The following is a 26527-nucleotide window of genomic DNA, read 5'->3' as shown; positions in this document are numbered from 1 at the left end:
CGCCTGCTTCGTGCTCGGTCAGGATGCCGATGATCTGTTCGTCCGTGAATCTCGTTCGCTTCATTGTCCGTCCTCAAGTTGGATCGGACTCTAATCAACGGTGGAGGAAAAATCCCGTGGCAGGTCAGGTGCTCTCCACTTTTTCAGGGCAAGTCCAAACGCTGGCCAAACTGGGTATCCCGCGCACCACGTTCTATCGTTGGTATTACCGATACCGGCAGCGCGGCGAGGCCGGGTTGCAAGATCAATCTCCCAAGCCAAAGCATGTCTGGAACCGCATCCCTGACGCGGCGCGGCGCAAGGTAGTTAAGCTGGCCTTGAAGGAGACGGAGCTGTCACCACGGGAGTTGGCGGTGACCTTCACGGACCGACAAAGCTATTTTGTTTCAGAGGCTTCGACATATCGGATATTGAAAGCACACGATCTAATCACCAGCCCGGCCTTCATCGTGATCAAGGCTGCAAACGAGTTCAAAAACAAGACAACGGCCATCAACCAGCTTTGGCAGACCGACTTCACCTATCTCAAAGTACTAGGGTGGGGCTGGTTCTATCTCAGCACGATCCTGGACGATTACAGCCGCTACATTATCTCGTGGAAACTCTGCACCAACATGCGGGCCGAAGATGTGACGGACACCCTGGACTTGGCCTTGCAGGCTTCCGGCTGCGACCAGGTTCACGTCGTTCACAAGCCGCGTCTGCTGAGCGACAATGGGTCAAGTTACGTCTCTGGCGATCTGGCGGAATGGTTGCAGGACAAAGGAATGAAGCACAGCAGGGGCGCACCTTATCATCCCCAGACACAGGGTAAAATTGAGAGGTGGTATCAGACTTTGAAGAACCGCATCCTTCTGGAAAACTACTTTCTGCCCGGCGATCTCGAAGCTCAGATCGAAGCCTTTGTCGATCACTACAACCACCAACGCTATCACGAGAGCCTGAACAACGTCACGCCAGCCGATGTCTACTTCGGCCGTGACAAAGCCATTCTGGAACAACGAGAAAGGATCAAACAAAAGACGCTCGAAACGCGACGCTTGCATCACAGCCAGCGCGCCGCATAATCAAACCAACCAGATGAGCCAAACCCTCTCTTAGCTTAAGCACCCATTGGTTCCAAAAACTCTGACGACGGACAATCCGATACACCTTAGAAACGCTGCGAACCTGTCCGAAAAGATGGCACCACTTCAATACACCAACAAATCCTGTGTCACGCCGCCGATCTGCAATTGCAGGGCGCTATGTGCGCCGCCGTCAACCAGGGCCCAGAGGATCTGGCCGGTGGGTTTGTAGATCACAAAGGCTTCGGACTGGTTGGCTGACCCGGCATTTGGGGTATTGGCCAGATTGACCTGAAACTGAGACAAGGTCGCCGCGCCGCCATAGACCAGTAGATCGCCCTGTGTGGGATCGTAGTCTTGAATCCAGTCCGATCCATGCCCGGCAACGCCCACATGATAGAACCGATCAGCGCCTGATCCGCCGTTCAGGCGGTCAAAGCCGAAGCCTCCGTTCAGGAAATCATCGCCGGCACCGCCATAGAGCACATCCCCCCAAGCCGATCCGCTGAGCTGGTCGTTGCCGTCTCCGCCGATCAAGGTGTCGGCGCCATAGCCGCCTTCCATCGTGTCGTTCCCTGCGTCGCCGCGTAATTCATCGTTGCCGTAGCCGCCGTCAACCACGTCATTGCCGTTGCCCGCATAGACCACATCGCGCAGATCCGCTTCGGTTGCGCCGCCATAGATGAAATCGTCGCCGTCGCCGCCAAGGATTGTGTCGCTGCCATCGCCGCCCGACAGAGTGTCATTGCCACCTTCGCCGCGCAGCGTGTCTGCGCCGTCGCCGCCATCGACATTATCGCGCGATTGCGCGCCGGTGAACAGGTCATTGCCCGGCCCGGCCCAGATGCGGTTCAGGTCGGTCACAGCGGCATCGCCGACCTCAATCGTATCATTGCCGGGGCCGCCGCCCGCTTGGTCGGACCCGGACCCCAGTCTAAGCATGTCATCGCCCTCAGCGCCCGAGACAGAGTCATTGCCGGCGCCGCCGTCGACAGAGTCATTGCCGCCATCGCCGTTCAGCTCGTCATCGCCATTGAGGCCAATCAGCGTGTCATCCCCGTTCAGGCCCGATATCGTATCGTTGCCATTGGTGCCCGTCAGGCTGTCTGAATTGTCGGTGGGGGAGTTCGGATTGGGCGTTCCGCTGCCGATTTTGAACGCGCGTCCGGTGATGCCGCTGCCGATGTTGGGTTCATCGTCGAACCACGTGACAAGGATGTTGTCGCCATGTCTGGCCACAGATGGCCGGGCGAATTGGTCGGCTTCATTCAGGTTCAATTGGAAAGGATCGCCGGTTGTCGATCCTCGAAAATCGTACAATTGGCCCATGATGTTTGCTTCGGCAAGCCTGTCAGACACGCCGCCGGTTTCCCAAACCACCAAGAACCCATTTTCGACGGCCGTCACCGAGGCACCGAACTGGTTATGACTGTTGAGTTCATGGACCCGAATGGCGCTAGTCGTCACGGGTGTCCCATCGGGATCGTAAATTCGCACGAATGTGTCGTAATGGGCTGCAACTGAGCTGCTCCAGACACCGGTTGAGAAGACCACCGCCGTTTGACCATTTTCATGCGTTGCAGAGTTGATAACGGCAAGGTTGCCGGGCCCTGAGGTTTTGTTGGCGGACCACACCCAAAACTGATCGGAGACGGAATTGCCATTGGCATCGAACCGCTGCCCCAAAACCGCCGGGCCCAGTTTGTAATCGTCGGTAAAACACCACCAAAAGGCTGTAAAACCACCGTCTGCATTTTGGGTGATCGCCGGGCGGAAGTTATCTCCGGCCTCAGAGGTGATTTCGACGATTGGGCCCAATAGCTGGCCACTGGCCGAGATGCGTTGAAAAAACACGCCAGTATTCGGCCAGATGACAACGAAACTGCCATCGTCGAGCGCCGTAATTTTGGGGCCATCCACAGTGGGACCAAAGCTGTTGCCGATGTTCATGCGACCGCCGAACACGGTGATATTGTCGCCAACAGGCGCGCCCGTCTTGTCGTAGATCTGGACGAAAACCCCTTCTTTATCCGGGTAGTATCCGTTGGAATCCCGGTAAAAGGTGGCCGCGAACCCACCGCCAGCCAGCCCGATGACCTCGGAGTTTGCCTCATGCTGATCGACCAGATCATTGATCCGAAATTCAGGCGCGACGGCCCCGCCGTTTGCGTCAAGGACAAGCCCGTATGACCCGAAACCGGCCCCGTCTTCCAAGTTGCGGTCCCAAACCGCCACGAAGCCGCCACCGGTCAGCGCGGCTATGAATGGGTCGACCGGAGTATGGGTCTTGTCGTTCAGAACCCAGAACTGGTCTGAGAAATTCGTCGGGGCAGGGGGTGCCAAAACTTCGGTCACCGTTACTGAGTTTCGGCTGTAGACAACCTCTTGGTGGCCCAGCCCATCGGTATAGCTGGTCCTGATCGAAATCTGTTGGCCGACATCGTCTTCAGTCAGACGATAGGATTGGTTGGTCGCCCCGAGAATTGGTTCGCCGTTGCGCAGCCATTGGCGGCTGAAGGCGCTGGCAAAGCCATCGGGGTCGTCGATGGTTTCAATCATCGAAAGAATGTCGCCAACGTAATAGGGCCCCGCGCTGGTGATCGTAATTGCGCCCTGTGCCGGAGAGTTTTGCGGAAACTGAATTGTCTTGGGGGATGAGGTGACGGTCTCTTGTGTGCCCTGCCCATCGACATATTGCACCCGCAACGTCAGCAAGGCCCCGTCATCCAGCGCGACAAGCGTATAGCTGTCGCCGGTGGCCCCAACGATCGGCTGCCCATTGCGCAGCCATTGCAATTGAAACGTCCCAAGTCCATCGGGATCATCAATGCTATCGGTCTGAGCGGTCAGCGTTGATCCGAGCCGTTCGGTGCCCGTGACAGTTGGAAGGCCCTGAGGCGGAATATTGATCCGACCAATGGTTGAAGCCGCGGATTGCAGTGTTTCAACAGTGCCATGCGCGTCGGTGTAGCGAATGCGCACCGCGATTAAATCGTCCTGATCAGAGGCCGTGGGCGTGTATCGTTCTTCGGTGGCCCCCAGAATGTCATTGCCATTTCGAAGCCATTGATAGGAAAACTGGCCTAGGCCATCGTTGTCGCCAATCGCCGAAGTATCGGCACGCAGTTCAAAGCCGACTGCCGCAGTCCCTTCCAAAACCGGCAAGCCGGTTGGGCGATCGTTGACATTTCTGATCGAAACCGATGCGCTTTCAACCGTTTCTTCGGTGCCAAATTTGTCCGTGTAGCGAACCCGGCCCGAGATCATCTGGCCGCTATCGGCGTCGCCCAGCGTGATTTGCGTGCCTGTTGCACCCTCAATGGCCACTCCATTCCGCAGCCATTCGTATGAAAATTGGCCAAGCCCGTCCTCATCCGCGATGCCGCCTGCATCAATGAGCAGGACGGAGTCCTCTTGCGCGTCGCCGACAAGACTGGGTTTGCCTTCGGGCAGATCGTTCAGATTGCTGACCGGCACACCCTCGCTTGTCGCCGTTTCCTGCGTGCCGCCTCCGTCAACGAAGGCAATACGAACAGAAATGGTCTGGCCCACGTGGTCTTGGGTCAGGCGCAGGCCGGAGGTGGTCCTATCGGTCAATACGGCGCCGTTCATCAGCCACTGAAACGAAATCTCGCCAACCCCGTCGGGGTCTTCGATGTCGGTTGTTCTTGCGTAAATGGTCTGACCCTGAACCGCGGTCCCAAAGATGACCGGCACCCCGACAACCGGGTCGTTGACGTTCGCCACGACGCCAGAGGCCGAGGTGACAGTCTCGGGCGTTCCAAGATCATCGGTGTATTGCAGCGCCACACTGATCGCGTGGCCAACATCTGATTGAACCAAAGCATAGTTTGTGCCCGTGGCCCCGTCGATGGCGGCCCCATCGCGCAGCCATTGATAGTGCAGTGTGCTGGTCGACATCCCGTCATCGTCGGTGATCTGCGCCGTGGCGGCCAGGGTTTGGCCCTGCTCAAAGACGCCGCCGATGTCGATCTGCCCGTCCGGCGTCGAATTTACCCGAAAGACTTGGGCATAGGTTGGGTTGGCCCCGCCGCTTGAACCGGATCGCCAGACCGCCACAAGATCACCATTGGTATTTTGCGACAAATCAAGGGGATGTTCGTACACAGTTGGCCCATCGCTCAGGATCTTGGTCGTGCCGATCTCTGCTCCAAGATCGCTGAACCTTTGCAGGCGAACGCTGTCATCGTGGTATGTTGATCCGGTTCGGGTCATCAGGGCGAACCCACCGTCCCGCAATGGCGTGATAACGGGCGTGTGAAAGCTCGACCCTGCGGAAAGGGTCAGCAGATCTCCGGTGGCGGTGCCATCGGCGTCGAATATCTGCCCAACCATACCGGCACCGGGACGGGCCCATGCCACAAGAAACCCGCCCGAAGCCAAGGCAATGATTTCAGGGTAGGACGCGCCAAGGCCAACCGTATTGACCCGAACCTCGTCCGTAACGGGGTGCCCGGCAGGGTCAAACACACGCGCGTAAATTGCGTCGCTGCTGCCGTCGGGGTCACGATAGTTGCGCCACGTGACGACGACATTGCCGTTGGTCAACTGGGTGACATTGGCAAAGTTCTGCGTATTGTCGACGTATTGATTGACCAGAATTTCCGGCGTTGTGGGGGCCATACCAGCAGAAAACATACGCAGGTGCACATCGTTGTCGCCCGTTGCGTCCGCGCCAAACCGGGACCACGCAAACGCGAAACCACCGTTCGAAAGCGCTGCGACCGACACGTCGTATTCGTAGAACCCGTCGACTGAATCAATCCGGGTCGTCGTGCCGGTTTGACGCCCTGAGGCCGAGTAGCGGGCTACGAAAATTCCCAAATCGGTGCCTTGCCCGTCTTCGCGGGCCCATGTGACCACGAACCCGCCATCTGACAGGGCGACAACCTCGGCCCAGCCGTCTTCTCTCCAAGGGGTGCCAGATCCGATATCGCCGACGATAAATTCTGATCCAATTGCTGTCCCATCTTGGGAAAACATTTGGGCTTTCAGGATGGTCTCATAAGAAATCGACTCTTCCCAAACGGCGACCACAGTCCCGCCATTTAGCGCTGCGATCCGGGGTCCATAGGATGATCGGCCATCGTCAATCAAAAATGCAGAAGCGATTGGGCTGATTTGTTTGGCGTCGGTTTGGGTCATAGGAATTGGTGTCTGCAAAAACGTTGAAAATGTTGAAATAAGTCGGGGGAATGCGGCAAAGTCATTGGTGTGATTGCGGTGCCGCCAAAGCACCCTGCAACGCTGCCAGCCGATGATTCACCGAATGCGGCGCGTCTGGTTGGGTGTCAGGATCATTGTCCGAACGGGCGTTTGAACTGTATCAAGTGGCCGAATGTCATAGCAGCATCAATGGCTTGCAGGCCAGTATGTCACTATGATCGCGATTATGTGCCGTCCTGGCGTTGTCCCCCGTTTTGTTAAACTTTCATTCTGAGGAATTTGATTGCTGAAATTGTACCGCGATATGCCCTTTGGGCCAACCGCCAATACCAGAATTGAGGGAATGCTACGGGCTGGTTACTTCGCTGCGGGCAAATAGCGTGCAGTCCAGCATTTCACGTTCGTGGATCAGGCCGGTGCTGCCCGTCTTGGCGACCGAGATTGCCGCCTTGGCTGCGATGGTGCCGATCTGGGCTTGCGGCAGGATGACGGTAAAGGCCAAATCCCCGTTTTGTACCGCAAGCAGGGCGTCGGCGGTGCCGCCGAAGCCACCTACGGCGACCTGATCCAGTTGCCCCAATTCGCGTAGGGTGTCCACAGCGCCCAAGGCCATCGGATCGTCAGCGGCCAGGATCCCCTCAACCGTCCAATCGGTGGACATCATGCTAAAGGTCAACAGGCGGGCCATTTCGTATGACCCATCAGCCACTTCGAACCCGGTTCGATCAATCAAACTGTGCTGCTGCATTTCTTCGCGAAACGCGCCTGATCGCACCTCAGCCTGCGGGTCATCGGGGGATCCGAACAGTTCAAAATAAGTGCCTTGCCCGATCAGATCCGCCATTTCGGCGGCGCCCATGCGGGCGCACCGGACTTCGTCGGCATAGACCTGTGCACTGGCAAAACCGTCATTCTTCAAAGGGGTGCCAACAATAACGACAGACGCCCCTGACCGGCGCAGGGTTTCCACCGTATCAGAGGATCGCAGAATATCGGCGGGTTCCATCAGGATGGCCGATGTGCCGGTTTGGACCAGCCCGGCCAAGATCGCGGTTTCTGATGACAGATCGCCGTGATGTTCCAGCACCAGCGTTTGATACCCCGCATCGGTCATTTCACGCAGCGCAGCCGTGATCATTGGTTCCGAAATGGGCGTGTGGGCGTCGGTCACCACGATCGCCGCCAACCGTGGGCTGGCCGACAAGGGGCCGAACATCGCGAACATAAGCGCCGCAGCCGACCAAAGGATCAAGGATCGAAGCATGTGACCTAACAGTTGTGACAGAGGGCGGGTCGGCAAACTGGCCGGTCCTGAAAAGGATAACGGAACGCCACTCTAGGCAGTTAGCCTTAACAGTTGGTTCCTTTGTGCGGGATGTTACGCGAAGGATTGCGGGTATTCGCAAAAGTTGGAATTTCGTCTGGTTGTGTCAAAATTGGTTGACAAATCAACCTTCGACATGCGTAATGATGCATAGTTGAGGAATCAACTGTCGAGTCTTGGGAGGGATCGACACACCCCGAAACAACCTGTCGGGCGCGGATCGCGCCGGCCTTGTCCCGTGGCTTGGGGCAGGGGCCGATGCCTCTATGTGCACGACTGGCTGTTTCACACATGCAAGGGAGGAACGCATGACAATGAAGTTGACAACAACGGTGGCGTTTGCCGCAGGTATGATTGCCGCGCAGGCCGGTGCCGATACGATCAAGGTGGGCGTCATCGCGCCGTTCTCGGGGCCGTTCGCGATCTATGGCACGCTCTATCAAAACGCGATTGACGTCTATCAGGCGCAGCACGGCACCAGCGCGGGCGGCCATGACATCGAGTTCATCTACAAAGACGTGGGCGGCCCGAACCCCGATCAGTCGCGCAGCTTGGCGCAAGAGCTGCTGATCAAGGATAAGGTTGACTACCTCGCCGGGTTCACCTTTACGCCCAACGCTTTGGCCGTCGCCCCGGCGATTGAGCAGACGCAAACGCCGACGGTGATTTTCAACGCCGCGACCTCGGCCATCAACGCGCAAAGCGATTATTACCTGCGCACCAGCTATACGCTGTGGCAGGTGTCCGCGCCTTTGGCCGATTGGGCCTATGATCAGGGGATCAAGACCGCGATCACCACTGTCACCGATTACGGCCCCGGAATTGACGCTGAAAACGCCTTTAAGGCTGCGTTTGAGGCCAAGGGCGGCACGGTTCTGGAAAGCCTGCGGATGCCGCTCTCGACCACGGATTTCACGCCGTTCTTGCAGCGCGTGAAGGATCGGGCCCCCGAGGCCGTCTTTACCTTCCTGCCGGGTGGCCCGCCTACCTTCACCTACACCAAAACCTATAACGAAAACGGTCTGCGCGACGCGGGGATCAAGTTCCTTGGCACGGCTGAGACTGAGGAAAGCAACCTTCAGGGCCTTGGCGATATGGCGATTGGCCTGACCACCGCCTACCACTACTCGGCGGCGCATGATTCCCAAATGAACCGCGATTTCCTTGCCAAGCTTGAGGAACTGCACCCCGGAGCGGTGGCCAACTGGGCCTCGGTTGGGGCCTATGATGGCGTGCACCTGATCTACCACATGGTTGAGGTGGCGGGCGCCGATGGCCCCAAGGCAGTTGAATCGGCGCTTGGTCTGGAATGGGAAAGCCCGCGCGGCCCGCTGAAGATGGATCCTGAAACCCGCACCGTGGTTCAGAACGTCTATCTGCGTGAGGTTGCCCGCAATGCCGAAACCGGCCTGCTGGAGAATGCCGAAACCGGCGTGATTGCCACGGTTGGCGATCTGGGCTGGGGCAAGTGATGGGGCAGGCGGGCTGGCTTTGGCTGGCCCGCCGCATCGGAAAAAGCAGATGGATTTATTTCTGAATATCCTCGTGGATGGGGTCGCCTATGGCATGATCCTGTTCATGATCGCGGTCGGGCTATCGGTGACGATGGGCTTGATGCGCGTGGTCAATCTGGCCCATGGGGGCTTTGCCCTGATCGGCGGCACCTTGGCCCATTGGGCCGCGCAGGATCTGGGGCTTGGCTACTGGGCCGGGCTGGCTGTGGCGCTGGCGGGCACGATGGCGATTGCCCTGCCGCTTGAGCGCGTAATCTACCGCCGCATCTACGGCTTCGGAGAGCTTCAACAGGTTCTGGCAACCATCGGTTTGACCTTCCTCATGATCGCTACGGTCAACCTGTGGCAAGGCTCGGCCCTGTTGACGATTGGCCTGCCCGAGGGGTTGAACCGCGTGGTTGATCTGGGGTTCCGCACGCTGCCCGCACATCGTTTGGCGGTGATCGCGGCGGGGGCGCTGGTGGCCTTGGGGCTTTGGGCGCTGCTGGATAAAACGCGCTTTGGTATCCGTCTGCGGGCCGCCGTCGACAACCGCGACATTGCCTCGTCGCTAGGGATCGACACAGGGCTGATCTATATGGCGACCTTTGCACTTGGCGCGGGTCTGGCCGCTTTGGGCGGCGTTCTGGGGGCCGAACTGCTGCCGATTGATGCCTATTACCCGCTGCGCTACATGGTGCTGTTTCTGATCGTCGTGGCTGTGGGCGGTATGGGCTCTATCGCGGGATCATTCGCCGCCGCGCTGGGGCTGGGGCTTCTGGAAACCGCGGCGCGCTATCTGGCCCCCGATCTGGCCACGCTCACTTTCCTTGGCCTTGTCACGCTGCTGCTTGTTATCCGGCCCAACGGCCTGCTGGGGAGGGTCTGATGCGTTTTCTACCCCTCGTTTTCGTCGCCCTTGCGGCTGCTGCTTTCTTTGTCTTCCCCTATGATCTGGCCTTCCTGACGCGCATTTTGATTATGATCGTGCTGGTTCTGTCCGTTGATCTGATCCTTGGCTATGCGGGGGTACCCACATTGGGCCAAGCCGCCATGTATGGCGCGGGGGCCTATGCGGCGGGGCTGTTTGCCATCCACGTCTGGGCCGATCCTGTGGCCGGTTTGATCATCGGCGGGCTGGCCGGGGCCGCGTTGGCATTTGTGTCGGGCCTGATCGTCATGCGCACCCACGGGCTGACCGCAATCATGCTGACGATTGCCGTGGCGCAGATCTGCCTTGAGATCGCCAACCGCGCCCGCGACATCACCGGCGGCGCCGAAGGGCTGCGCGGCATCCGGATGGAGCCTGTGCTGGGCCTATTTGCCTTCGATTTCATCGGGCAGACCGGGTATTGGTATGCGCTGATTGTTGTGTGCGTCGTCTTTGCCGCGCTGGCGGTGATTGGCCGTGCGCCGTTCGGGATGTCGCTGCGCGGGATCCACGAAAGCCGCGACCGGATGCTGGCCATCGGTGCGCCTGTCTATTGGCGTCTGGTGCTGGCCTATACGCTGGGCGGCGCTGTGGCGGGCATCGGCGGTGCCTTGGCCGCGCAGATCACCCAGCTTGTCAGCCTTGAAACACTAAGCTTCACGCTCTCGGCAGAGGCGCTGATCATGCTGATCCTTGGCGGCACCGGGCGGCTGTACGGCGCGGTCATCGGCACGGTTCTGTTCATGACCGTGCACCATCTGGCCGCCGCGAATGATCCGTTCAACTGGCTGTTCGTCATTGGCGGCATGGTTCTGGCGATGGTCTTTTTCCTTCCCTCAGGCCTGATTTCGCTGGGCCACGCCCTGAAAGGAGGCCGCAAATGACCGGGCTAGAGGTGCGCGGCCTATCCAAACGCTTTGGCGGTTTGGTGGTGTCCGAGAATATCGACTTTGACCTGAAACCCGGCGACCGCAAGGCGCTGATCGGGCCGAACGGGGCGGGGAAATCGACCTTTGCCAATCTGGTGACGGGCATTCTGGCGCCCTCGGGCGGGGAAATCCGACTGGACGGGCGCGACATTTCCCGCATGGGCGAGGCGCATCGCGTGAAATTGGGCATCGCCAAGACGTTCCAGATCACCACGCTGTTCCCCCGTCTGACCGTGCGCGACAATATCCGCATGCCGATCCTTGAGCGTGAGGGCAGGGGCTATCGCCTTCTGCGCCGCGCCGACGGCGAGGCCGGGATCGAGGCCGAGGTTCAAAGCCTGATTGACCAGTTCGAACTGGGCGATCTGGCCGACAAGCCCGTTCGCGATCTGGCCTATGGTCAGCAGCGGCTGGTGGAAATGGCGCTGACCTTGGCGCTGAAGCCGCGCATCCTGATCCTGGATGAACCGGCGGCGGGCGTGCCCTCGTCAGAAACCAGCCTGATCACCCGCGCGATTGAACGGCTGCCGCAGGATCTGGCGGTGCTGATTATCGAACATGACATGGACCTTGTGTTCCGCGTCGCGCGCAAGATCGTGGTGCTGGTGCAGGGCCGCATTCTGACCGAAGGCACCCCGTCCGAGATCGCCGCCAATGCGCAGGTGCGCGAATTATACCTAGGGGGCGGCCATGACTGAGATCCTGACTTTTACCGATGTGACAGCTGGTTACGGCCCGACCCATGTGCTGCGCGGCGTGTCGCTGAGCATTCATAAGGGCGAGCGTTTGGCCATCATCGGCCGCAACGGCGCGGGCAAGACCACGCTGATGGCCACCATGATGGGCCTGACGCGGATGCATGGCGGGCAGATCACCCTGAACGGCCAGCGCATCGACCGTTTGCCGCCGTTCAAACGCAATGCGCTGGGGCTGGGTCTGGTGCCGCAAACCCGCGATATCTTCAAATCCCTTTCGGTCGAGGAAAACCTTCTGGCTGCCAATGGAACCATGGCGCTGGAGGAGGCTTACGCCCTGTTCCCGCGCCTCAAGGAACGCCGCCGCAACGGGGGCGGGCAACTGTCGGGCGGGGAACAGCAGATGCTGGCCATCGCCCGCACGCTGATGACAGAACCGCAGGTGATCTTGCTGGACGAACCGCTTGAGGGCCTTGCCCCTGTCATTTGCGAACACCTGATGGACGTGTTCGACAAGCTGGCCCAATCGGGCCGGACACTCCTTCTTGTCGAACAACATGCCGAGGCCGCGCTGAGCTTTGCCAGCCGCGCGGTTTTGATGTCGAATGGGGCGATCGTCCATGACGGCCCCTCCGATGAATTAAAACAAGCGCCGGACTTGCTGCACCGCCATGTCGGTCTGGCCCTGACGAGTGAGGAGGACACATGACACAAGTCGAGATCATCGAAGGCCACCGCAAGATTGACCCGCCGCCGGGCGTGCCCGTCTGGGACGTAGACCCCTATGACGAGGCGATCCTACGTGACCCGCATGCCTTTTACGCCGAACTGCGCCGTTTGGGGGATTTCGTTTACATTCCAAAGTATTCCGTGCTGGCTATGGGCCGGTTCAGCACCGTCCGCGAGGTGTTCAGCGATCACACGCGGTTCCTGTCCTCGCACGGGGTGGGGCTGGATGATTACAAGCTGATCCCGCCCTATCGCCCGCCCTCGATCATTCTTGAGGTCGATCCGCCCGATCACACAAAAACCCGCAAGATCCTGACGCGGGCGCTGTCGCCAAAGGTGGTGCGGGGGCTGATGGACATGTTCCTTGCCACCGCCGAGCCGCTGATCGACGATCTGATCGCGCGCGGCCCGTTCGAAGGCGTCGAAGACTTCGCCGAGGTGTTCCCCACATCGGTCTTCCCCATCGCCGTTGGCATGAGCAACGTGAGCGCGCGCCATCTGGTCGATTACGGCGCGATGGTCTTCAACGCGGTCGGTCCGAACAACGCGCTGCGTCAGGCGGCGTTCAAAGCGGCCGAGGAAATCGTGCCAATCGTCACCCGTGCCTGCCAGCGCGACGCGCTGAGCAAAGACGGGCTTGGTGCGCTGGTCTATCAGGCCGCGGATGCGGGCGAGATCACCGAGGATGAGGCCGGGATGCTGGTGCGGTCGTTCTTCTCGGCGGGGGTGGATACGACCGTTACTGGCATCGGCAACGCGATGTATTGCTTCGGCCAATTTCCCGATCAGTGGGAAGCGCTGAAGCGCGACCCGACCCAGATCCGCGCGGCGTTCGAAGAGATCCTGCGCTTTACCTCGCCCGTACACACCTTTGGCCGCACGGCGGGCGTGGATACCGAGGTCGCGGGCACCAAGATCGAGGCCGGAACCAAGATCATCTGTGTGCTGGGCGCGGCAAACTCGGACCCTGAAAAATGGGGCGACCCCGAGGTGTTCCGCATTGATCGCAAGCCGGTGGGCCATGTGGCCTTTGGCGCGGGCATCCACGGCTGCGTTGGCCAGAACATCGCGCGGGGCGAGCTGGAGGCCGTTCTGTCGGTCATGCTTCGCAAGGTGGACCGCATTGAATTTACCGGAGCGCCCGAATGGCGGCCCAACAATGCGATCTGCGCGCTGGACAAGTTGCCGATGCAATTCATTGGAAAGTAAGGGAAAGATATGGTGAACGTAACCTATGTGGCCGCGAGCGGCAGCCGCCAGACCGTGGCTGGAAATGTCGGTGAAAGCGTGATGCAAACCGCGCTGAACAGCGGTGTGGATGGCATCATCGGCGAATGTGGAGGCTCGATGGCCTGCGCGACTTGTCACTGCTTTGTAGATGAGGCGTGGACGGACAAAACCGGTACGCGCATGGACGGCGAGGAAGACTTGCTTGATTGCGCGGCGGTTGAAATGCAGGACACATCGCGCCTGTCTTGCCAAATCCGCCTGACGCCTGATCTGGACGGGCTGGTGGTGCATCTGCCCGAAAGCCAGACCTAGCCCCGTGCCGCTTTGCCCCCGTGACAGGCGGGGGCAAAGCCGTTAGACCGGCGCGGATTCAGAATACGGGAATTCCACATGCCGCAGTCTACGCGCCTGTCCAGTCCGGTCAAAACACGCGACGGCGTGACCATTCTGGACATCGACAATTACGCCCCGTTCTTGCTCAACGCGGTCAGCAGCGCCTGGCAACGCAAGACGGCTGCGATTTATCGGGATCGCTTCGGGCTGGGGATTGTCGAATGGCGTATCATTGCCATGCTGAACATCGAACCGGGCATCACGGCCAACCGCATCTGCGCGGTGATCCGGCTGGATAAAGCGGCGGCTAGCCGCACGCTGAAGGTGCTGGATAATGGCGGTTATTTGCGGTTTGAGGCGGATGAGGCCGACGCGCGTAAAAAACGCTGGTGGCTGTCCGAAAAGGGCCTGACCACTCACGACACGCTTCTGGATATCGCGCTTGAGTGTGAGGCCGCGATGATCGGCGATATTGAACCCGCCGAGTATGAGACCTTTCTGAAGGTCATGCGGGCGATGCTGGGCAACCTAAGCGAATAAGGTCGCCCAGCAGGGGGTTAGACCCGTTCCAAGGCCACGGCGATGCCTTGGCCCACGCCAATGCACATCGTCGCCAACGCCAGCTTGCCGCCGGTCAATTGCAGCTCTAGCGCGGCGCTACCGGCAATCCGTGCGCCCGACATGCCCAAGGGGTGACCTAGCGCGATCGCGCCGCCATTGGGGTTCACGCGGGCGTCATCATCGGCAATGCCCAGATCGCGCAGCGTGGCCAATCCTTGCGAGGCAAAGGCTTCGTTCAGTTCGATCACGTCGAAATCGCCAGCCGTCAGGCCAAGGCGGGCCATCAGTTTCTTGGATGCGGGCGCAGGGCCAAAACCCATGATGCGCGGGGCAACGCCTGCCGTCGCGCCGCCAAGCACGCGGGCGATGGGCGTCAGGCCATGGGCTTTGACCGCAGCCTCAGAGGCGACGATCAGCGCCGCGGCCCCGTCGTTGACGCCCGAGGCATTGCCGGCCGTGATCGACCCATCGGCCTTCACAAACGTCTTCAGTTTTTGCAGCCCGGCCAGCGTGGTGTCGGGGCGGGGGTGTTCGTCTTCTGAGACGACAATCGGATCGCCCCGGCGCTGCGGGATCGACACGGGCGTGATTTCACGGGCAAGGCGACCGTTGGCCATGGCCGCGCCTGCCTTTTGCTGCGACCGGATGGCAAAGGCATCCTGATCTTCGCGCGAGATGTTGAAATCCTCGGCCACGTTCTCGGCGGTTTCCGGCATGGAATCCACGCCATATTGCGCCTTCAGAACCGGGTTGATGAAGCGCCAGCCGATGGTGGTGTCATAGACCGCATTGCTGCGCGAAAAGGCGGTGTCGGCCTTGGGCATGACAAAGGGCGCGCGGCTCATGCTTTCGACGCCGCCTGCGATGACAAGATCCGCCTCACCTGCCTTGATCGACCGGGCGGCGGCCAACAGGGCATCCATGCCCGACCCGCACAGCCGGTTCAGGGTCGTGCCCGGCACGCTGTCGGGATAGCCCGCCAGCAGAACCGACATTCGCGCGACGTTGCGGTTGTCTTCGCCCGCTTGGTTGGCACAGCCGAAATACACCTCGTCAATCGCGGCCAGATCCATTGCGGCATTGCGCTCGGCCAAGGCCCGCAGCGGCACCGCGCCCAAATCGTCGGCGCGCACGCTGGACAATGCGCCGCCATAGCGGCCAATCGGGGTGCGGATGTAGTCACAGATATAAGCGTCGGTCATCAGTCTACCTTCGGTGCAGTCAAATCGGCCACAGGGCCATCGGTGTGAAGCGGGGCGCCGGTCACGGCTTGCAGCTCGTCCAAGCTCATGCCAGCAGGTTTTTCGCGCAGGACAAAGCCGCGCGGGTCAATGTCGATCACGGCAAGTGAGGTATAGACGCGCGTCACGCAGCCGACGCCCGTCAGGGGGTAGGTGCAGGTGTCCACCAGCTTGGGCTTGCCGTCCTTGGTGACGTGATCGGTCAGAACGACGACTTGTTTCACGCCGTTCACCAGATCCATCGCGCCGCCCACCGCCGGCACGCCCGAGGCCCCAAGCCGCCAATTGGCCAGATCGCCGGTCGCGGCCACTTGGAACGCGCCCAGAATGGCCATGTCCAGATGCCCGCCGCGCACCATGGCGAAACTGTCGGCATGGTGAAAGATCGCGGCACCGGGGCTAAGGGTGACGGCCTTTTTCCCGGCATTGATCACGTCCCAGTCTTCTTGGCCCGCCTCAGGCGCGGGGCCAAAGCCCAGAATGCCGTTTTCGGTGTGGAACATCGCGCGGCGGCCTTCGGGCTGAAACCGGGCGCAAAGCTCAGGCAGGCCGATGCCAAGGTTCACATAGGCCCCATCGGCGATGTCTTGCGCCGCACGCCACGCGATTTGCGCGTTTGTCAGTTTGGGAAGGGTCATCAGTACACCTCCTGATCGCGCACGCGGGTTTCTTCTTGTCTCGGGGTTGGCATCTCGACCACAGTATTGACGAAAATACCGGGGGTGATGACGTCTTGCGGGGCAATCTCGCCCAAAGGCACGATGCGGGTGACCTGCGCGATTGAGTGCATCGCGGCCATGCACATCAGCGGGTTGAAGTTCCGCGCGGCCAAGCGGTAGGTCAGGTTGCCATAGGCATCGCCATGCTCGGCCTTGACCAGCGCCACATCGGCCTTGAGCCAGCGTTCCTGAATGTAATGTTTGCCGTCAAATTCGGCCACCGGTTTGCCTGCCGCCAGATCGGTGCCATAGCCCGTTGGCGTGTAGAAGGCCGGAATGCCCGCGCCGCCTGCGCGGATGCGTTCGGCCAACGTGCCTTGCGGCACCAGTTCCAGCTCCAATTCGCCCGAGGCGTATTTTTCGTTGAACGCATGCGGCTGCGAGGTGCGGGGGAAGGAGCAGATCACCTTGCGCACCATCCCGGCGGCAATCATCGCGGCGATGCCAATCCCGCCATTGCCTGCGTTGTTGTTGACGATGGTCAGGTTCTTGGGCGATCCCGTCGCGCGGAACCGGTCCACCAACGCGTGCAGCAGTTCAATCGGCGCGCCAGATCCGCCAAAGCCGCCGATCATCACCGATGCACCGTCTTCGATGCCTGCGACAGCGTCGGCCAGCGTAGGGCAGGTTTTGTCCATGGGTTGCGCCTCTCTTGGGTTTGGGCCTAGGTCTAGGCGGTTTCGACTTGTCCGCATAGGTAGAATGTTCGTATATCGACCCTTGTTCATTATACGCGCAGATGTGTTCACATGCCGATCAAACCAACGGATTATCTGGGATCTCTGGCCAAGGGGCTGGCCGTGCTAGAGGCGTTTGGCGAACGTCATCCGCGCCTGTCGGTGTCTGAGGCGGCCGTCGAAACCGGGCTGGACCGGGCCGCCGCACGGCGCTGCCTGCTGACCCTGACCGAACTGGGTTACACCAGCTATGATGGCAAGTTCTTTACCCCCACGCCCAAGGTGCTGCGGCTGGGCAATGGCGCTTTGTCGGCCTTTCCGCTGACGCAGGTGGTGCAGCCATGGCTGGATCAGATGTCAGAACGCCTTCAGCAATCGGTGTCTGTGTCGGTGCTTGACGATCTGGAGATCATCTATATCGCCCGCGCGGCGCAGCGGCGGGTGATGACCATTGGTCTGATGCCGGGATCGCGCCTGCCTGCGCATTGCACCTCGATGGGGCGGGTTCTGCTGGCGCAACTGCCCGAGGATCAGGCGCGGGATGTGGTGGCCCGGTCCGACCTGTCGCCGCGCACGCCCAACAGCCGCACAACGCCCGATGACGTGATGGCCGCCATCGCTGCGGCGCGGTCGAACGGTTATGCCCTTGTCGACCAAGAGATCGAACTGGGGCTGCGGTCGATTGCCGTGCCGCTGATATCCGCCACCGGGCGGGTGGTGGCGGCGGTCAACGTAGGCGTCGCGGCGGCGCAGATGCCGACCGCAGACCTGTCGACCCGCTGCCTGCCCGAACTGCTGAAGGCGCAGGACGGGCTGCGCAATATGCTGCGTTAACCGATAAAGCAGTCTTGCGACATCAGGCCCACGTCGCCGTGGTCTGGCGCAAAGGCCATCCGGTCCAGCACATCGCGGTGCAGATCCACGCCCGGCGCCAGTTCGATCAGGGTTAGCCCGTCACTGTCCAAACGGAACACCGCGCGTTCTGTCACGTATAGCACCCGCTGCCCTTGCCGCAGCGCCTGCGCCCCCGAGAAGGTAATCTGATCTACCTGATCCACGAACTTCTGCACGTCGCCGTGGCGCTCAATCGTCAGATCGCCCTTGCCGGATTGAACCTTGGTGCCCTTGGCGTCAAACGTGCCAACAAAGACCACCGTGCGGGCGTTCTGCGCAATGTCGATAAACCCGCCCGGGCCGACCGGCATACCACCCAGTTTGGAGGCGTTGACGTTGCCCGCCTTGTCCACCTGTCCAAAGCCCAGAAAGGCGATGTCCAACCCGCCGCCTGCGTAGAAATCAAACTGCGACGGCCCGTCGATCATGCAACTGGCGTTTTGCGAATAGCCGAACAAAGTGCCGGTCAGCAGCCGCCCGCCATAGGTGCCATGTTCGATGGTCTGGTAATAACGGCCCTGTTCCCCGCGTGCGGCGACGATGGTCGCGATCTCATCGGGGATGCCAAAGCCGTAGTTGATGATCGCGCCATCCCGCAGTTCTTGCCGGGCGCGGTTGGCCACGATGCGCCGCGCTGAAAAGCCGGGGTCGGCGGGGGCAGGCAGGTCGCGCCGCGACTGGCCCGAGATCGACGGATCATAGGTGATCTCATAGCCTTGGGTCTGGTTCGGATCGACGACAATCGCATCGACAATCGCCGCCGGAACCCGCACTTGCCGTGCGCCAAGCGTTCCAGATGCCACGCGGTCGCGCACCTGAAAGATCACCTTGCCGCCGGAATTGTGCACAGCCGCCGCGACGGCGTAGGTGTCGACGTTGGCCGGTTCTTCATCAAGGCTGATGTTGCCGTCATCATCGGCGATCGACCCTTTGAGCAGGCAGGCATGGACCGGGAAGGGCAGGTAGCGCAGGTATTCGCGCCCGTCGATCTGCATGACCTCGCACAGCGGGTCTTTGGCGGCCTCGTTCATCCGGCCCCCATCGACGCGCGGGTCGATAAAGGTGCCAAGCCCGACATGGGTGATCAGGCCGGGGCGTTTGGCGGCGATCTCGCGCATCAATTGCATGGCCACGCCGCCGGGCAGGACATGGGCCTCGATCTCATTGTTGGCGGCCATTTGCTGCATGCGCGGCGACCAGACCCAATGCCCGCCGATTACCTTGCGCACCATGCCGGGATGGGCAAAGCGCGACACGCCGGTGTCTTTGCGATTGCCGATGCCCAGCGAATGGACCAGCGTCATATTGCGCGGATGGCCGGTTGTCAGGAACCGTTCCTCGATGGCTTGCTGCAACAGCATCGCCTCACACAGACCGCCGCCGCCCCCGGTGATGGTGATCGTCGCATCATCGGGCACCAGCGCAACCGCGTCTGCGGCGCTCATGAACTTGGGTTGCATCATGCGCTCCACGGATCAAAAACAGAGGTTGAGCCCTTCAGCATGGTCTTGGCGATCACGCTGCGATGCACCTCGCTGGCGCCGTCAAAGATGCGATAGATCCGGGCGTCGCGGTAATAGCGCTCGATCGGCAGATCCTTGGAAAAGCCCATGCCGCCATAGATCTGCACAGCGCGATCCACCACACGGCCCAGCGTTTCTGCCCCTTGCACCTTCAAGGCCGAGATTTTGGTCCGCACGTCTTGGCCTGCATCCAGTTGCGCGGCGCAGTCCCATAGGGCGGCGCGGGCGGCGTTGATCTCAATCGCGCTATCGGCCAGCATTTGCTGCACCATCTGGAAATCGCCCAAAGATTGGCCGAACTGGTGCCGGTCGCGGGCGTGATCCAGCGTCATTTGCAGGATCTTGGTCGATTTGCCGATGGCGCGTGCCGCCACCTGTGCCAGACGCACGCGGCCCAGAACCGACAGCGCCAGCTTTAGCCCTTCGCCTTCGGTGCCAAGCAGGTGGTCGTCGGTCAGCTCGACCTCATCAAAGTGCAGATCCAGATGCGAGGTGCCGCGAATGCCCATCATCGCCTGATCGCGCCCAAGGCTGAATCCGGGCATGCCCTTATCGACCAAGAACATCGAAATGCCGCGATGGCCCTTGCTGGGGTCAGTGACAGCGGTGACCACGAAGAAATCGGAAAACGACCCGTCCGAGATGTAGTGCTTCATGCCAGACAGCACCCATTTGTCGCCCTTGCGCACGGCCTTGGTCTTGATGCCCGCAGCGTCCGATCCGGCACCCGGTTCGGTAAAGGCGATGGAACAGACACGTTCGCCTTTGACCGCCGGGGTCAGCCAGCGGTCCACTTGCGCGCCGGTGCAGGACAAAAGCACTTCATAGACGTTGCCAAAAGCGCGGCGGATCAGAATATCGGTGGTGTGGCCGAACTGTTCTTCGACCATCATCTGATCAAGGCAGGACAGACCGCCGCCGCCGAACTCTTCGGGGATGTTCATACCATACAGCCCCAGCGCCGAGGATTTTTTGAACACCGCGCGGGCGGTGTCATCGGGCAGAGCGCCCGTCTGTTCGATCATCTCTTCCAGCGGGGTAAGTTCGTCTTTGATGAAGCCGCGCACCGTGTCCACGAGCATGCGCTGTTCATAGGAAATTTCGAAAGTCATTTGGCTGTCCTTGGGTTGCGTCAACGCAATGGGGAAAGGCTAAGGGGGCGCAGGATTTCCTGCGACAAGCTGCCGGTTGCGGCGGTGCACAGATCGGCAAATGCACCGCTGCGCAGGGAGATGATCTGGCCGGGGCAGTCGCCCGACACCACGCGGAACTGGCCGATCAGGCCCACGCCATTGTCTGGATTTGCGCCAACTTCCAACGCGTGCAGCGACTGCGCAAGCATCGGGCTATCTGCCGCTTGGTTGGCGTGATGGGCCTTGCGCTGGGCGATTGCGTCCTTCAGCGCTGGGCTGGATTTTTCGATCTGCATCAACCGGTTGGATTGCGCCACGACATGTTCAAAGGCGGTGGGAATGAACCCCTCCATCCACTCGGCATCCTGCGCCAAACTGGCCCGGCAGGCGTCGCGTTCTTCGAAACTGGCATAGGCCCAAAGGTGTTCGATCCGGTTCAGGCGGCCGGTGTCCACCAGCCAATAGCCCAGCATCGGCAAATGCCTTGTGACCAGCCCGACGCCTTGGGTTCTGAACTGCGTCAGATAGGCCGGGGCCTTGCCCGGTTTCATGTCATAGGTGCGCAACTCAAGTAGCAACGGCGTCCTCCTTTCGCCCTCGTGGCATGAAGGTGCAGAGAAGCCGGGCGCAAAGAAATGGACGATTTGGAAATTGTGTTGGACGATCCGTCAGGAGCCGACGCGGCGCGTTGTGGCGGCGTCTTTGCGGAAGGTTCCGGGTGGGCATCCGACCCGCTGGGAAAAGAACCGGTTGAAGTAGGCCGGGTCATCATAGCCGATGGCATGGCCAATCTCGGCCACGGTCATTTCGGTGTACAACAGGCAGCGCTTGGCCTCGACGATGATCCGATCATAGAGCACCTCAGACGCGGTGCGCCCAGCGCGGGCTTTGCAGGCGGCATTCAGGCGTTGGGGTGAAATGCACAGCTTGTCGGCGTAAAAGGCCAGCGTTTTTTCGGTGTGAAAATGGCGCTCCAACACGGCGCGGTAGCGGTTGACCAGATCGTAATCCTTGCCGCGATGGGCGGGGCCAGCACCAGCCTGACCTGCCGATACGCGCATCAACCAAACCAGCACTGATAGGAAATGCGACCGCAGTGCCATGCGGCGACCGGGATCAAGCGTGTTGGTTTCAAACAGCAATTGTTCCATTGCATGGCGAATGGCATCGCGCCCGGCAGAGGTTTCCACCGGGTAGGCACCGGGCAGGCGGGTGGCCTCGATCAGGCGCGGGTCATCCTTGGCCACCGCATCGACAAAGCTGACGGCGGCGGTGATGACGCGGCCTTCGGTGCCGGGGTGAAACCGGATGTCATGCACCATTCCAGCAGGCTGAACCACAAAGCAATTGGGCGCAGCCTCATAGGTTTTGCCCTCAATTGTGAAGGTCGCGCCGCCGTCGGAAAACCACAGGATCTGCGTATGATCGGGGTGCACATGCGGGTGAATTGTCCAATCATGCCGCATGGATCGTTCACGGATAGGTTCCACATGCAACGCGTCCAGATCGACGTCTTGCTGTTCATCTCCGTACAGGAAAAAGGTGGGGATCGCCGCGGCGCGTGAATTGGACATGGGGCCTTGTGTTTCAGGAACGAAACGAATTGTCCAATAAATTTGCAAGCCTGTCCATTGGCGAAATCCACCCCGATGCGCCTAATTCCCCAACGCCGCAAGGGGAGGAGACCATGCGTACAAAGCCGGATCAAAATGAAACTTATGACGTGATCGTGATCGGGTCGGGGGCCAGCGGGCTTGCCACTGCCATCACCGCGAAAAAGCATGGCGCTTCCGTTGTCGTGATCGAAAAGGAGCCGGTCTTTGGCGGCACCACCGCCTTTTCGGGCGGGGTTCTGTGGGTTCCGATGAACCGCCATGCGCGGGAAGCTGGGGTCAGTGATACGCGCGAGGCTGCGATCCAGTACATGAAGGAAGAGACCGGCAATTTCTACAACGCCGATATGGTCGAGACCTTCATCGACACCGGCCCTGAAATGATCGATTGGTTCGAACGCGAAACCGAGGTGAAGTTCATCCCCACGCTTTACCCCGATTATCACCCGGATGTGCCGGGCGGTGTGGATGTGGGGCGGTCGGTGTTGGCGGCACCCTTTGATACCTCAAGCTTGGGCGAGAACCTGAAACGGCTGCGCCCGCCTTTGGCGACGATCACGTTCATGGGCATGATGTTCAACTCCTCCAATGCGGACATCAAACATTTCTTCAACGCCACCAAAAGCGCCCGCAGCTTTGCCTATGTGACCAAACGCATGGCCAAGCATTTTGCCGAAGTGGCCAAGCATGGGCGCGGTGTGCAGGTGACCAGCGGCAATGCGCTGGCGGCGCGGCTGGCCAAATCGGCCTTTGATCTGGCGATTGAGATTTTCACCGACACGCCTGCCAAGGAATTGCTTGTCAGCGACGGCAAGATCTCGGGCGTGCGGGTGGCCGGGGCTGCGGGTGATGTGACGCTGACCGCGCGCAAGGGTGTGGTGATCGCCACCGGCGGCTTTGCTCATGACGTGGAAAAGCTGAAACAGGCCTATCCGCATTTGCGGCGCGGCGGCGAACATTTCAGCCCGGTGCCGGAAGGCAATACCGGCGATGGTATCCGGCTGGCGGAGGCGGTGGGCGGGCATGCCCCGATTGAATTTAACGACACATCGGCGTGGATGCCGGTGTCGAAGGTGCCGATGGGGAAGGGCAAGTTCGGCGCATTTCCGCATTTGCTTGACCGGTATAAGCCGGGGATCATTGCGGTGCTGAAATCGGGCAAGCGGTTCACCAACGAAAGCGAAAGTTATCACGACGTGGGCGCGGCCTTGATGCGGGCTTGCGAAGGGCAGACGGAAACGGCGGCTTGGCTGATCTGCGATCACCCGACGATCCGCAAATACGGGCTGGGCTATGCCAAACCCGCGCCGGTGCCATTGGCCAAATATATCGCCAACGGGTACTTGCAAAAGGGCGCGACTCTGGCCGAATTGGCGGCGAAAACCGGCATTGACCCCAAAGAGCTAGAAGCGACGGTCGTGGCCTATAACGGTCCTGCCGAACGCGGCGAAGATCCGCAGTTTGGCCGTGGCAAGACCAGCTTCAACCGTTATCTGGCCGACCCAGACCATAAGCCCAACCCCTGCGTCGGTCCGATCCAGAAAGGGCCATTCTACGCGCTGAAGATCATCATGGGCGATCTGGGCACGTTTGACGGGCTGCGCACCACGGTATCTGGCCAAGTGCTCAATGAGGCGGGCGCACCGATTGAGGGTCTGTTTGCCGTGGGCAATGACCGCGCGTCGATCATGGGTGGCAATTACCCCGGCGCGGGCATCACCCTGGGGCCGGCGATGGTGTTTGGCTATATCACCGGGCGGCATCTTGCAGGCATCACCAAAGGGGGCGCGGCATGAGCTGGCTTGGTCTGGACGGGCGCTGCGCGGTTGTCACCGGCGCGGGCGGCGGCATTGGCAAGGCGATTGCGGAGGCATTGGTCGCGCAAGGGGCCAAGGTTGCGCTGCTGGATCTGAACGGCGATGCGGTCGCGGCTGCGGCCCAAGAAATGGGCGGCTTGGGTCTGGCGTGCGATGTGACCTCGGACGAAAGTTTGGGCCACGCCGCCGCCGCGATTGAGGCGCAGCTTGGCCCGGTGGATATTCTGGTCAACAACGCCGCCTTCCTAAGCCCCGGCGCCTTGGCCGAGGTGGATATCGCCGCGTGGCAAAAGATGCTCGACGTCAACCTGACCGGCTATCTGCGCTGCGCCCAGTGTTTCGGGCGTCCGATGCTGGCGCGCGGGCAGGGGGCCTTGGTGCACGTCGGGTCGATCTCGGGCAATCATCAGCAGGCCTTTTCCAACGCCTATTCTGCATCCAAGGCGGCGGTGTCGATGCTGTCGCGGCAATTGGCCTATGAATGGGGCCCGCAAGGAGTGCGGTCCAACGTGGTTGCCCCCGGCTTGGTCCGCACCCCCTTGTCGGAGGCGTTCTATGCCGATGCCAAGACCAAAGCCGCCCGAGAGGCCGTCGTGCCCATGCGCCGAATTGGCCGGGTAGAGGACATCGCCGAGGCGGTGCTGTTTCTGGCGTCCGACCGGGCCAGCTATGTCAGCGGGCAGGAAATCATTGTCGACGGCGGATATGCCCAGACCCTGATGAGCCACGTCCCAAGGCCGGGCTATAACTGACGCTTAGCGGCCGGTGATCTGCCTCGAATGTCGGGCGTGTGCTTAGCGCAGCAATTCGGCCTTGGTGTCGTTTTCTTCGGTGATGACCACATCGCGCCCCAGCGCGCGGCCCAATTGGGCGCAGAAGGTCAGCACCTTGTCCAAGGCGTCTTGGGTTTGGATTTCGCGCGGGTCGATATCCAGATCAATGTCATCTGCCGAGAGGAAATGCGTGATTGCGACAGGTCCGCCCAAGTCAATCTTCAGGCAATGGGCGTGGTCCGTGTCGCGCAGCAGGTCGCCCATGGCAGGCCGCGCCGCATTTTGTCCGTCGCATTGGTAGGACAGCGTGCCAAGCTGTGAGGCCAGGTGGATCATACGATCCCAATCCGCCGACGTGGTGCCGGACACAAGGATATCGCGCAGGCTGCCATCAGCCGCAAAAAGCTCTGACACATCGTCCCAATGCATAAGGCACCCCGATTTATGGTATCGGAGTGCCTAGCATGAATTCCGGCGCGTGTAACAGTCGGTGCCTCTAATCGCCCATCGCCCCGTACATCGCGCCAACCGCCACGGGGTAGCCCTTGGCCCCAAGCCCTGCAATCACCGCCGTGACGGCTTGTGACAGCAGGGAATGGCGGTGTGCTTCATCGCGGGCATGGATGTTCGAGATGTGTAGCTCGATCTTTGGGCCTTCGAAGGTGTTCAGCGCATCCAGCACGGCCACCGAATGAAACGACAGTCCGGCCGGATTGATGATGATCCCGCCCGCCGTTTCGCGGGCTTCGTGAATCCAATCCACCATCTGGCCTTCGTGGTTGGTCTGGCCAAAGAACAGATCCCCACGCGCCGCATCGCGGCACATGGTTTCGATCTGCGCAAGGGTGGTGTGCCCGTAGATATGCGGCTCTCGCAGGCCCAGAAGGTTCAGGTTTGGACCATTGAGCACGTGGATCGGACGCACCATTATGCGGTTTCCTCTTCTTCGATGTGACCGCCAAGGAACAGATGCCCGACGCGCGGGTCGGCCAGCAGTTTGTCGGCGGCGTCATGCATCCGGGTTTGGCCCAGTTCCAGCACCAGACCGTAGTCTGACATGGCCAGCGCGGATTTGGCGTTCTGTTCCACCATCAGAATGGTGACGCCTTGATCGCGTAGCGCTTGCAGGGTGCGGAACACCTCTTGCACCAGATTGGGCGACAGGCCGATGGACGGCTCATCGATCAAGATCAGCTTGGGGTCCAACAGCAGCGTGCGCGCCACCTCTAGCTGCTTTTGCTGGCCGCCTGACAGTTCGATCGCCTTGCGGTCCTTGAATTGGCGCAGCATCGGGAACTGGTCCATCACCTGTTCGATCCGGTCGCGCACCCGCGCCTGATTGTTCGAGGTGATGCCGCCCAGTTCGAGGTTGTGATAGACCGAGAGCTGCGGCACCACGTTGCGCCCTTGCGGGACATAGGTGACACCGGCATCGATCATCTGTTTCGGCGTGCGTCGGGTGACATCCTGACCATCCATCAGGATCTGCCCCGAGGTGATGTTCAGCAGCCCGAACACCGCCTTGAAGACCGTCGACTTGCCCGCCCCATTGGGGCCAATAACCGTGGTGATCGACGCAGGCGGGATCTTGAAGGAGGTGCCGTTCAGGATTTGGATCTTGCCGTAACCGCCGTGTAGGTCTTTGAGTTCAAGCATGG

General features: G+C 60.6%; 24 protein-coding genes. 12 read left to right on the top strand and 12 right to left on the bottom strand.

The window, feature by feature from the left end; all coding sequences use genetic code 11:
* A partial coding sequence (locus PRI8871_RS13695; RefSeq protein ID WP_245897872.1) for an IS3 family transposase occupies positions 1-1067 on the top strand: 1067 nt, incomplete at its 5' end.
* 126 nt (positions 1068-1193) lie between these two features.
* Here the strand turns inward: PRI8871_RS13695 and PRI8871_RS20225 are convergent.
* Both PRI8871_RS20225 and PRI8871_RS13685 read right to left on the bottom strand, forming a co-directional pair.
* Complete coding sequence (locus PRI8871_RS20225; protein ID WP_370742058.1) at positions 1194-2396, bottom strand: calcium-binding protein; 1203 nt, start codon at positions 2394-2396, stop codon at positions 1194-1196.
* Positions 2397-6600: 4204 nt separating this feature from the next.
* On the bottom strand, positions 6601-7518 hold the full coding sequence (locus tag PRI8871_RS13685; RefSeq protein ID WP_108886788.1) for a substrate-binding domain-containing protein: 918 nt from the start codon (positions 7516-7518) through the stop codon (positions 6601-6603).
* A gap of 368 nt (positions 7519-7886) precedes the next feature.
* Between PRI8871_RS13685 and PRI8871_RS13680 the strand changes: the two genes are divergently transcribed.
* The 8 genes from PRI8871_RS13680 to PRI8871_RS13645 all read left to right on the top strand — a co-directional run bounded on the left by PRI8871_RS13680 (position 7887) and on the right by PRI8871_RS13645 (position 14458).
* A complete protein-coding gene (locus PRI8871_RS13680; RefSeq protein WP_245897871.1) occupies positions 7887-9050 on the top strand; it encodes an ABC transporter substrate-binding protein in 1164 nt (387 codons plus the stop codon).
* 49 nt (positions 9051-9099) lie between these two features.
* Positions 9100-9960: a branched-chain amino acid ABC transporter permease gene (locus tag PRI8871_RS13675; RefSeq protein ID WP_108886786.1), complete on the top strand. Its 861-nt coding sequence runs from the start codon at positions 9100-9102 to the stop codon at positions 9958-9960.
* The gene (locus PRI8871_RS13670; protein WP_108886785.1) at positions 9960-10886 is read left to right on the top strand and encodes a branched-chain amino acid ABC transporter permease; all 927 of its coding nucleotides are present in this window, start codon (positions 9960-9962) and stop codon (positions 10884-10886) included. Before PRI8871_RS13675 ends, PRI8871_RS13670 begins: the two co-directional genes overlap by 1 nt.
* Positions 10883-11629, top strand: a complete 747-nt coding sequence (locus tag PRI8871_RS13665) for an ABC transporter ATP-binding protein (RefSeq protein WP_108886784.1) — start codon at positions 10883-10885, stop codon at positions 11627-11629. Before PRI8871_RS13670 ends, PRI8871_RS13665 begins: the two co-directional genes overlap by 4 nt.
* Positions 11622-12335, top strand: a complete 714-nt coding sequence (locus PRI8871_RS13660) for an ABC transporter ATP-binding protein (protein ID WP_108886783.1) — start codon at positions 11622-11624, stop codon at positions 12333-12335. The genes PRI8871_RS13665 and PRI8871_RS13660 overlap by 8 nt, the downstream gene beginning before the upstream one ends.
* Positions 12332-13564 (top strand): cytochrome P450, encoded by a 1233-nt coding sequence (locus PRI8871_RS13655; RefSeq protein ID WP_108886782.1) that lies wholly within the window; start codon positions 12332-12334, stop codon positions 13562-13564. The genes PRI8871_RS13660 and PRI8871_RS13655 overlap by 4 nt, the downstream gene beginning before the upstream one ends.
* Before the next feature lie 9 nt (positions 13565-13573).
* Positions 13574-13897, top strand: a complete 324-nt coding sequence (locus PRI8871_RS13650) for a 2Fe-2S iron-sulfur cluster-binding protein (protein ID WP_108886781.1) — start codon at positions 13574-13576, stop codon at positions 13895-13897.
* A 78-nt stretch (positions 13898-13975) separates the two neighbouring features.
* Positions 13976-14458 (top strand): MarR family winged helix-turn-helix transcriptional regulator, encoded by a 483-nt coding sequence (locus tag PRI8871_RS13645; RefSeq protein ID WP_108886780.1) that lies wholly within the window; start codon positions 13976-13978, stop codon positions 14456-14458.
* Positions 14459-14475: 17 nt separating this feature from the next.
* On the opposite strand, the gene pcaF is transcribed toward PRI8871_RS13645, so the two are convergent.
* From pcaF to PRI8871_RS13630, 3 genes are read right to left on the bottom strand one after another with little or no spacing between them, the layout of a single operon-like run.
* Positions 14476-15681, bottom strand: a complete 1206-nt coding sequence (gene pcaF / locus PRI8871_RS13640) for a 3-oxoadipyl-CoA thiolase (protein ID WP_108886779.1) — start codon at positions 15679-15681, stop codon at positions 14476-14478.
* Positions 15681-16358 carry a 3-oxoacid CoA-transferase subunit B gene (locus tag PRI8871_RS13635; protein WP_108886778.1) on the bottom strand — a complete coding sequence of 226 codons (678 nt, stop codon included), beginning with the start codon at positions 16356-16358 and terminating at the stop codon, positions 15681-15683. Before PRI8871_RS13635 ends, pcaF begins: the two co-directional genes overlap by 1 nt.
* Entirely contained in the window at positions 16358-17077 is a 720-nt protein-coding gene (locus PRI8871_RS13630) for a 3-oxoacid CoA-transferase subunit A (protein WP_108886777.1), read from the bottom strand. The genes PRI8871_RS13635 and PRI8871_RS13630 overlap by 1 nt, the downstream gene beginning before the upstream one ends.
* A 111-nt stretch (positions 17078-17188) precedes the next feature.
* On the opposite strand from PRI8871_RS13630, the gene PRI8871_RS13625 reads away from it, so the two are divergent.
* Positions 17189-17950 (top strand): IclR family transcriptional regulator domain-containing protein, encoded by a 762-nt coding sequence (locus PRI8871_RS13625; protein ID WP_108886776.1) that lies wholly within the window; start codon positions 17189-17191, stop codon positions 17948-17950.
* Here PRI8871_RS13625 and PRI8871_RS13620 read toward each other — a convergent pair.
* From PRI8871_RS13620 to PRI8871_RS13605, 4 genes are all read right to left on the bottom strand, one after another.
* Positions 17947-19473 (bottom strand): acyl CoA:acetate/3-ketoacid CoA transferase, encoded by a 1527-nt coding sequence (locus PRI8871_RS13620; RefSeq protein WP_108886775.1) that lies wholly within the window; start codon positions 19471-19473, stop codon positions 17947-17949. The genes PRI8871_RS13625 and PRI8871_RS13620 overlap by 4 nt on opposite strands.
* Positions 19470-20645, bottom strand: a complete 1176-nt coding sequence (locus PRI8871_RS13615; protein WP_108886774.1) for an acyl-CoA dehydrogenase family protein — start codon at positions 20643-20645, stop codon at positions 19470-19472. The genes PRI8871_RS13620 and PRI8871_RS13615 overlap by 4 nt, the downstream gene beginning before the upstream one ends.
* A gap of 20 nt (positions 20646-20665) precedes the next feature.
* Positions 20666-21244, bottom strand: a complete 579-nt coding sequence (locus PRI8871_RS13610; RefSeq protein WP_108886773.1) for an NIPSNAP family protein — start codon at positions 21242-21244, stop codon at positions 20666-20668.
* A gap of 90 nt (positions 21245-21334) precedes the next feature.
* Positions 21335-22240 carry a helix-turn-helix domain-containing protein gene (locus PRI8871_RS13605; protein ID WP_108886772.1) on the bottom strand — a complete coding sequence of 302 codons (906 nt, stop codon included), beginning with the start codon at positions 22238-22240 and terminating at the stop codon, positions 21335-21337.
* 113 nt (positions 22241-22353) lie between these two features.
* On the opposite strand from PRI8871_RS13605, the gene PRI8871_RS13600 reads away from it, so the two are divergent.
* Positions 22354-24075, top strand: a complete 1722-nt coding sequence (locus PRI8871_RS13600) for an FAD-dependent oxidoreductase (protein ID WP_108886810.1) — start codon at positions 22354-22356, stop codon at positions 24073-24075.
* Positions 24072-24848 carry an SDR family NAD(P)-dependent oxidoreductase gene (locus tag PRI8871_RS13595; protein WP_108886771.1) on the top strand — a complete coding sequence of 259 codons (777 nt, stop codon included), beginning with the start codon at positions 24072-24074 and terminating at the stop codon, positions 24846-24848. Before PRI8871_RS13600 ends, PRI8871_RS13595 begins: the two co-directional genes overlap by 4 nt.
* Positions 24849-24890: 42 nt before the next feature.
* Here the strand turns inward: PRI8871_RS13595 and PRI8871_RS13590 are convergent, their stop codons facing one another.
* The 3 genes from PRI8871_RS13590 to PRI8871_RS13580 all read right to left on the bottom strand — a co-directional run bounded on the left by PRI8871_RS13590 (position 24891) and on the right by PRI8871_RS13580 (position 26525).
* Positions 24891-25298 carry a hypothetical protein gene (locus PRI8871_RS13590; protein ID WP_108886770.1) on the bottom strand — a complete coding sequence of 136 codons (408 nt, stop codon included), beginning with the start codon at positions 25296-25298 and terminating at the stop codon, positions 24891-24893.
* 67 nt (positions 25299-25365) lie between these two features.
* Positions 25366-25797, bottom strand: coding sequence for a type II 3-dehydroquinate dehydratase (locus PRI8871_RS13585; protein WP_108886769.1), 432 nt, complete (start codon positions 25795-25797; stop codon positions 25366-25368).
* On the bottom strand, positions 25797-26525 hold the full coding sequence (locus PRI8871_RS13580) for an ABC transporter ATP-binding protein (RefSeq protein WP_108886768.1): 729 nt from the start codon (positions 26523-26525) through the stop codon (positions 25797-25799). Before PRI8871_RS13580 ends, PRI8871_RS13585 begins: the two co-directional genes overlap by 1 nt.
* Between the last annotated feature and the right edge of the window lie 2 nt (positions 26526-26527).

The sequence above is a fragment of the Pseudoprimorskyibacter insulae genome (genome assembly GCF_900302505.1).
GTDB lineage: Bacteria > Pseudomonadota > Alphaproteobacteria > Rhodobacterales > Rhodobacteraceae > Pseudoprimorskyibacter > Pseudoprimorskyibacter insulae.
The sequence above is the reverse complement of the archived record's forward strand: the minus strand, read 5'-3'. Positions and strand labels throughout refer to the sequence as shown.

Excerpts from the sequence above, each read along its gene's own strand:
- PRI8871_RS20225 (WP_370742058.1), bottom strand. The coding sequence starts at position 2,396 with ATGGGCCAATTGTACGATTTTCGAGGATCGACAACCGGCGATCCTTTC.
- PRI8871_RS13685 (WP_108886788.1), bottom strand. The coding sequence starts at position 7,518 with ATGCTTCGATCCTTGATCCTTTGGTCGGCTGCGGCGCTTATGTTCGCG.
- PRI8871_RS13680 (WP_245897871.1), top strand. The coding sequence starts at position 7,887 with ATGACAATGAAGTTGACAACAACGGTGGCGTTTGCCGCAGGTATGATT.
- PRI8871_RS13675 (WP_108886786.1), top strand. The coding sequence starts at position 9,100 with ATGGATTTATTTCTGAATATCCTCGTGGATGGGGTCGCCTATGGCATG.
- PRI8871_RS13670 (WP_108886785.1), top strand. The coding sequence starts at position 9,960 with ATGCGTTTTCTACCCCTCGTTTTCGTCGCCCTTGCGGCTGCTGCTTTC.
- PRI8871_RS13665 (WP_108886784.1), top strand. The coding sequence starts at position 10,883 with ATGACCGGGCTAGAGGTGCGCGGCCTATCCAAACGCTTTGGCGGTTTG.
- PRI8871_RS13660 (WP_108886783.1), top strand. The coding sequence starts at position 11,622 with ATGACTGAGATCCTGACTTTTACCGATGTGACAGCTGGTTACGGCCCG.
- PRI8871_RS13655 (WP_108886782.1), top strand. The coding sequence starts at position 12,332 with ATGACACAAGTCGAGATCATCGAAGGCCACCGCAAGATTGACCCGCCG.
- PRI8871_RS13650 (WP_108886781.1), top strand. The coding sequence starts at position 13,574 with ATGGTGAACGTAACCTATGTGGCCGCGAGCGGCAGCCGCCAGACCGTG.
- PRI8871_RS13645 (WP_108886780.1), top strand. The coding sequence starts at position 13,976 with ATGCCGCAGTCTACGCGCCTGTCCAGTCCGGTCAAAACACGCGACGGC.
- pcaF (WP_108886779.1), bottom strand. The coding sequence starts at position 15,681 with ATGACCGACGCTTATATCTGTGACTACATCCGCACCCCGATTGGCCGC.
- PRI8871_RS13635 (WP_108886778.1), bottom strand. The coding sequence starts at position 16,358 with ATGACCCTTCCCAAACTGACAAACGCGCAAATCGCGTGGCGTGCGGCG.
- PRI8871_RS13630 (WP_108886777.1), bottom strand. The coding sequence starts at position 17,077 with ATGGACAAAACCTGCCCTACGCTGGCCGACGCTGTCGCAGGCATCGAA.
- PRI8871_RS13625 (WP_108886776.1), top strand. The coding sequence starts at position 17,189 with ATGCCGATCAAACCAACGGATTATCTGGGATCTCTGGCCAAGGGGCTG.
- PRI8871_RS13620 (WP_108886775.1), bottom strand. The coding sequence starts at position 19,473 with ATGATGCAACCCAAGTTCATGAGCGCCGCAGACGCGGTTGCGCTGGTG.
- PRI8871_RS13615 (WP_108886774.1), bottom strand. The coding sequence starts at position 20,645 with ATGACTTTCGAAATTTCCTATGAACAGCGCATGCTCGTGGACACGGTG.
- PRI8871_RS13605 (WP_108886772.1), bottom strand. The coding sequence starts at position 22,240 with ATGTCCAATTCACGCGCCGCGGCGATCCCCACCTTTTTCCTGTACGGA.
- PRI8871_RS13600 (WP_108886810.1), top strand. The coding sequence starts at position 22,354 with ATGCGTACAAAGCCGGATCAAAATGAAACTTATGACGTGATCGTGATC.
- PRI8871_RS13595 (WP_108886771.1), top strand. The coding sequence starts at position 24,072 with ATGAGCTGGCTTGGTCTGGACGGGCGCTGCGCGGTTGTCACCGGCGCG.
- PRI8871_RS13590 (WP_108886770.1), bottom strand. The coding sequence starts at position 25,298 with ATGCATTGGGACGATGTGTCAGAGCTTTTTGCGGCTGATGGCAGCCTG.
- PRI8871_RS13585 (WP_108886769.1), bottom strand. The coding sequence starts at position 25,797 with ATGGTGCGTCCGATCCACGTGCTCAATGGTCCAAACCTGAACCTTCTG.
- PRI8871_RS13580 (WP_108886768.1), bottom strand. The coding sequence starts at position 26,525 with ATGCTTGAACTCAAAGACCTACACGGCGGTTACGGCAAGATCCAAATC.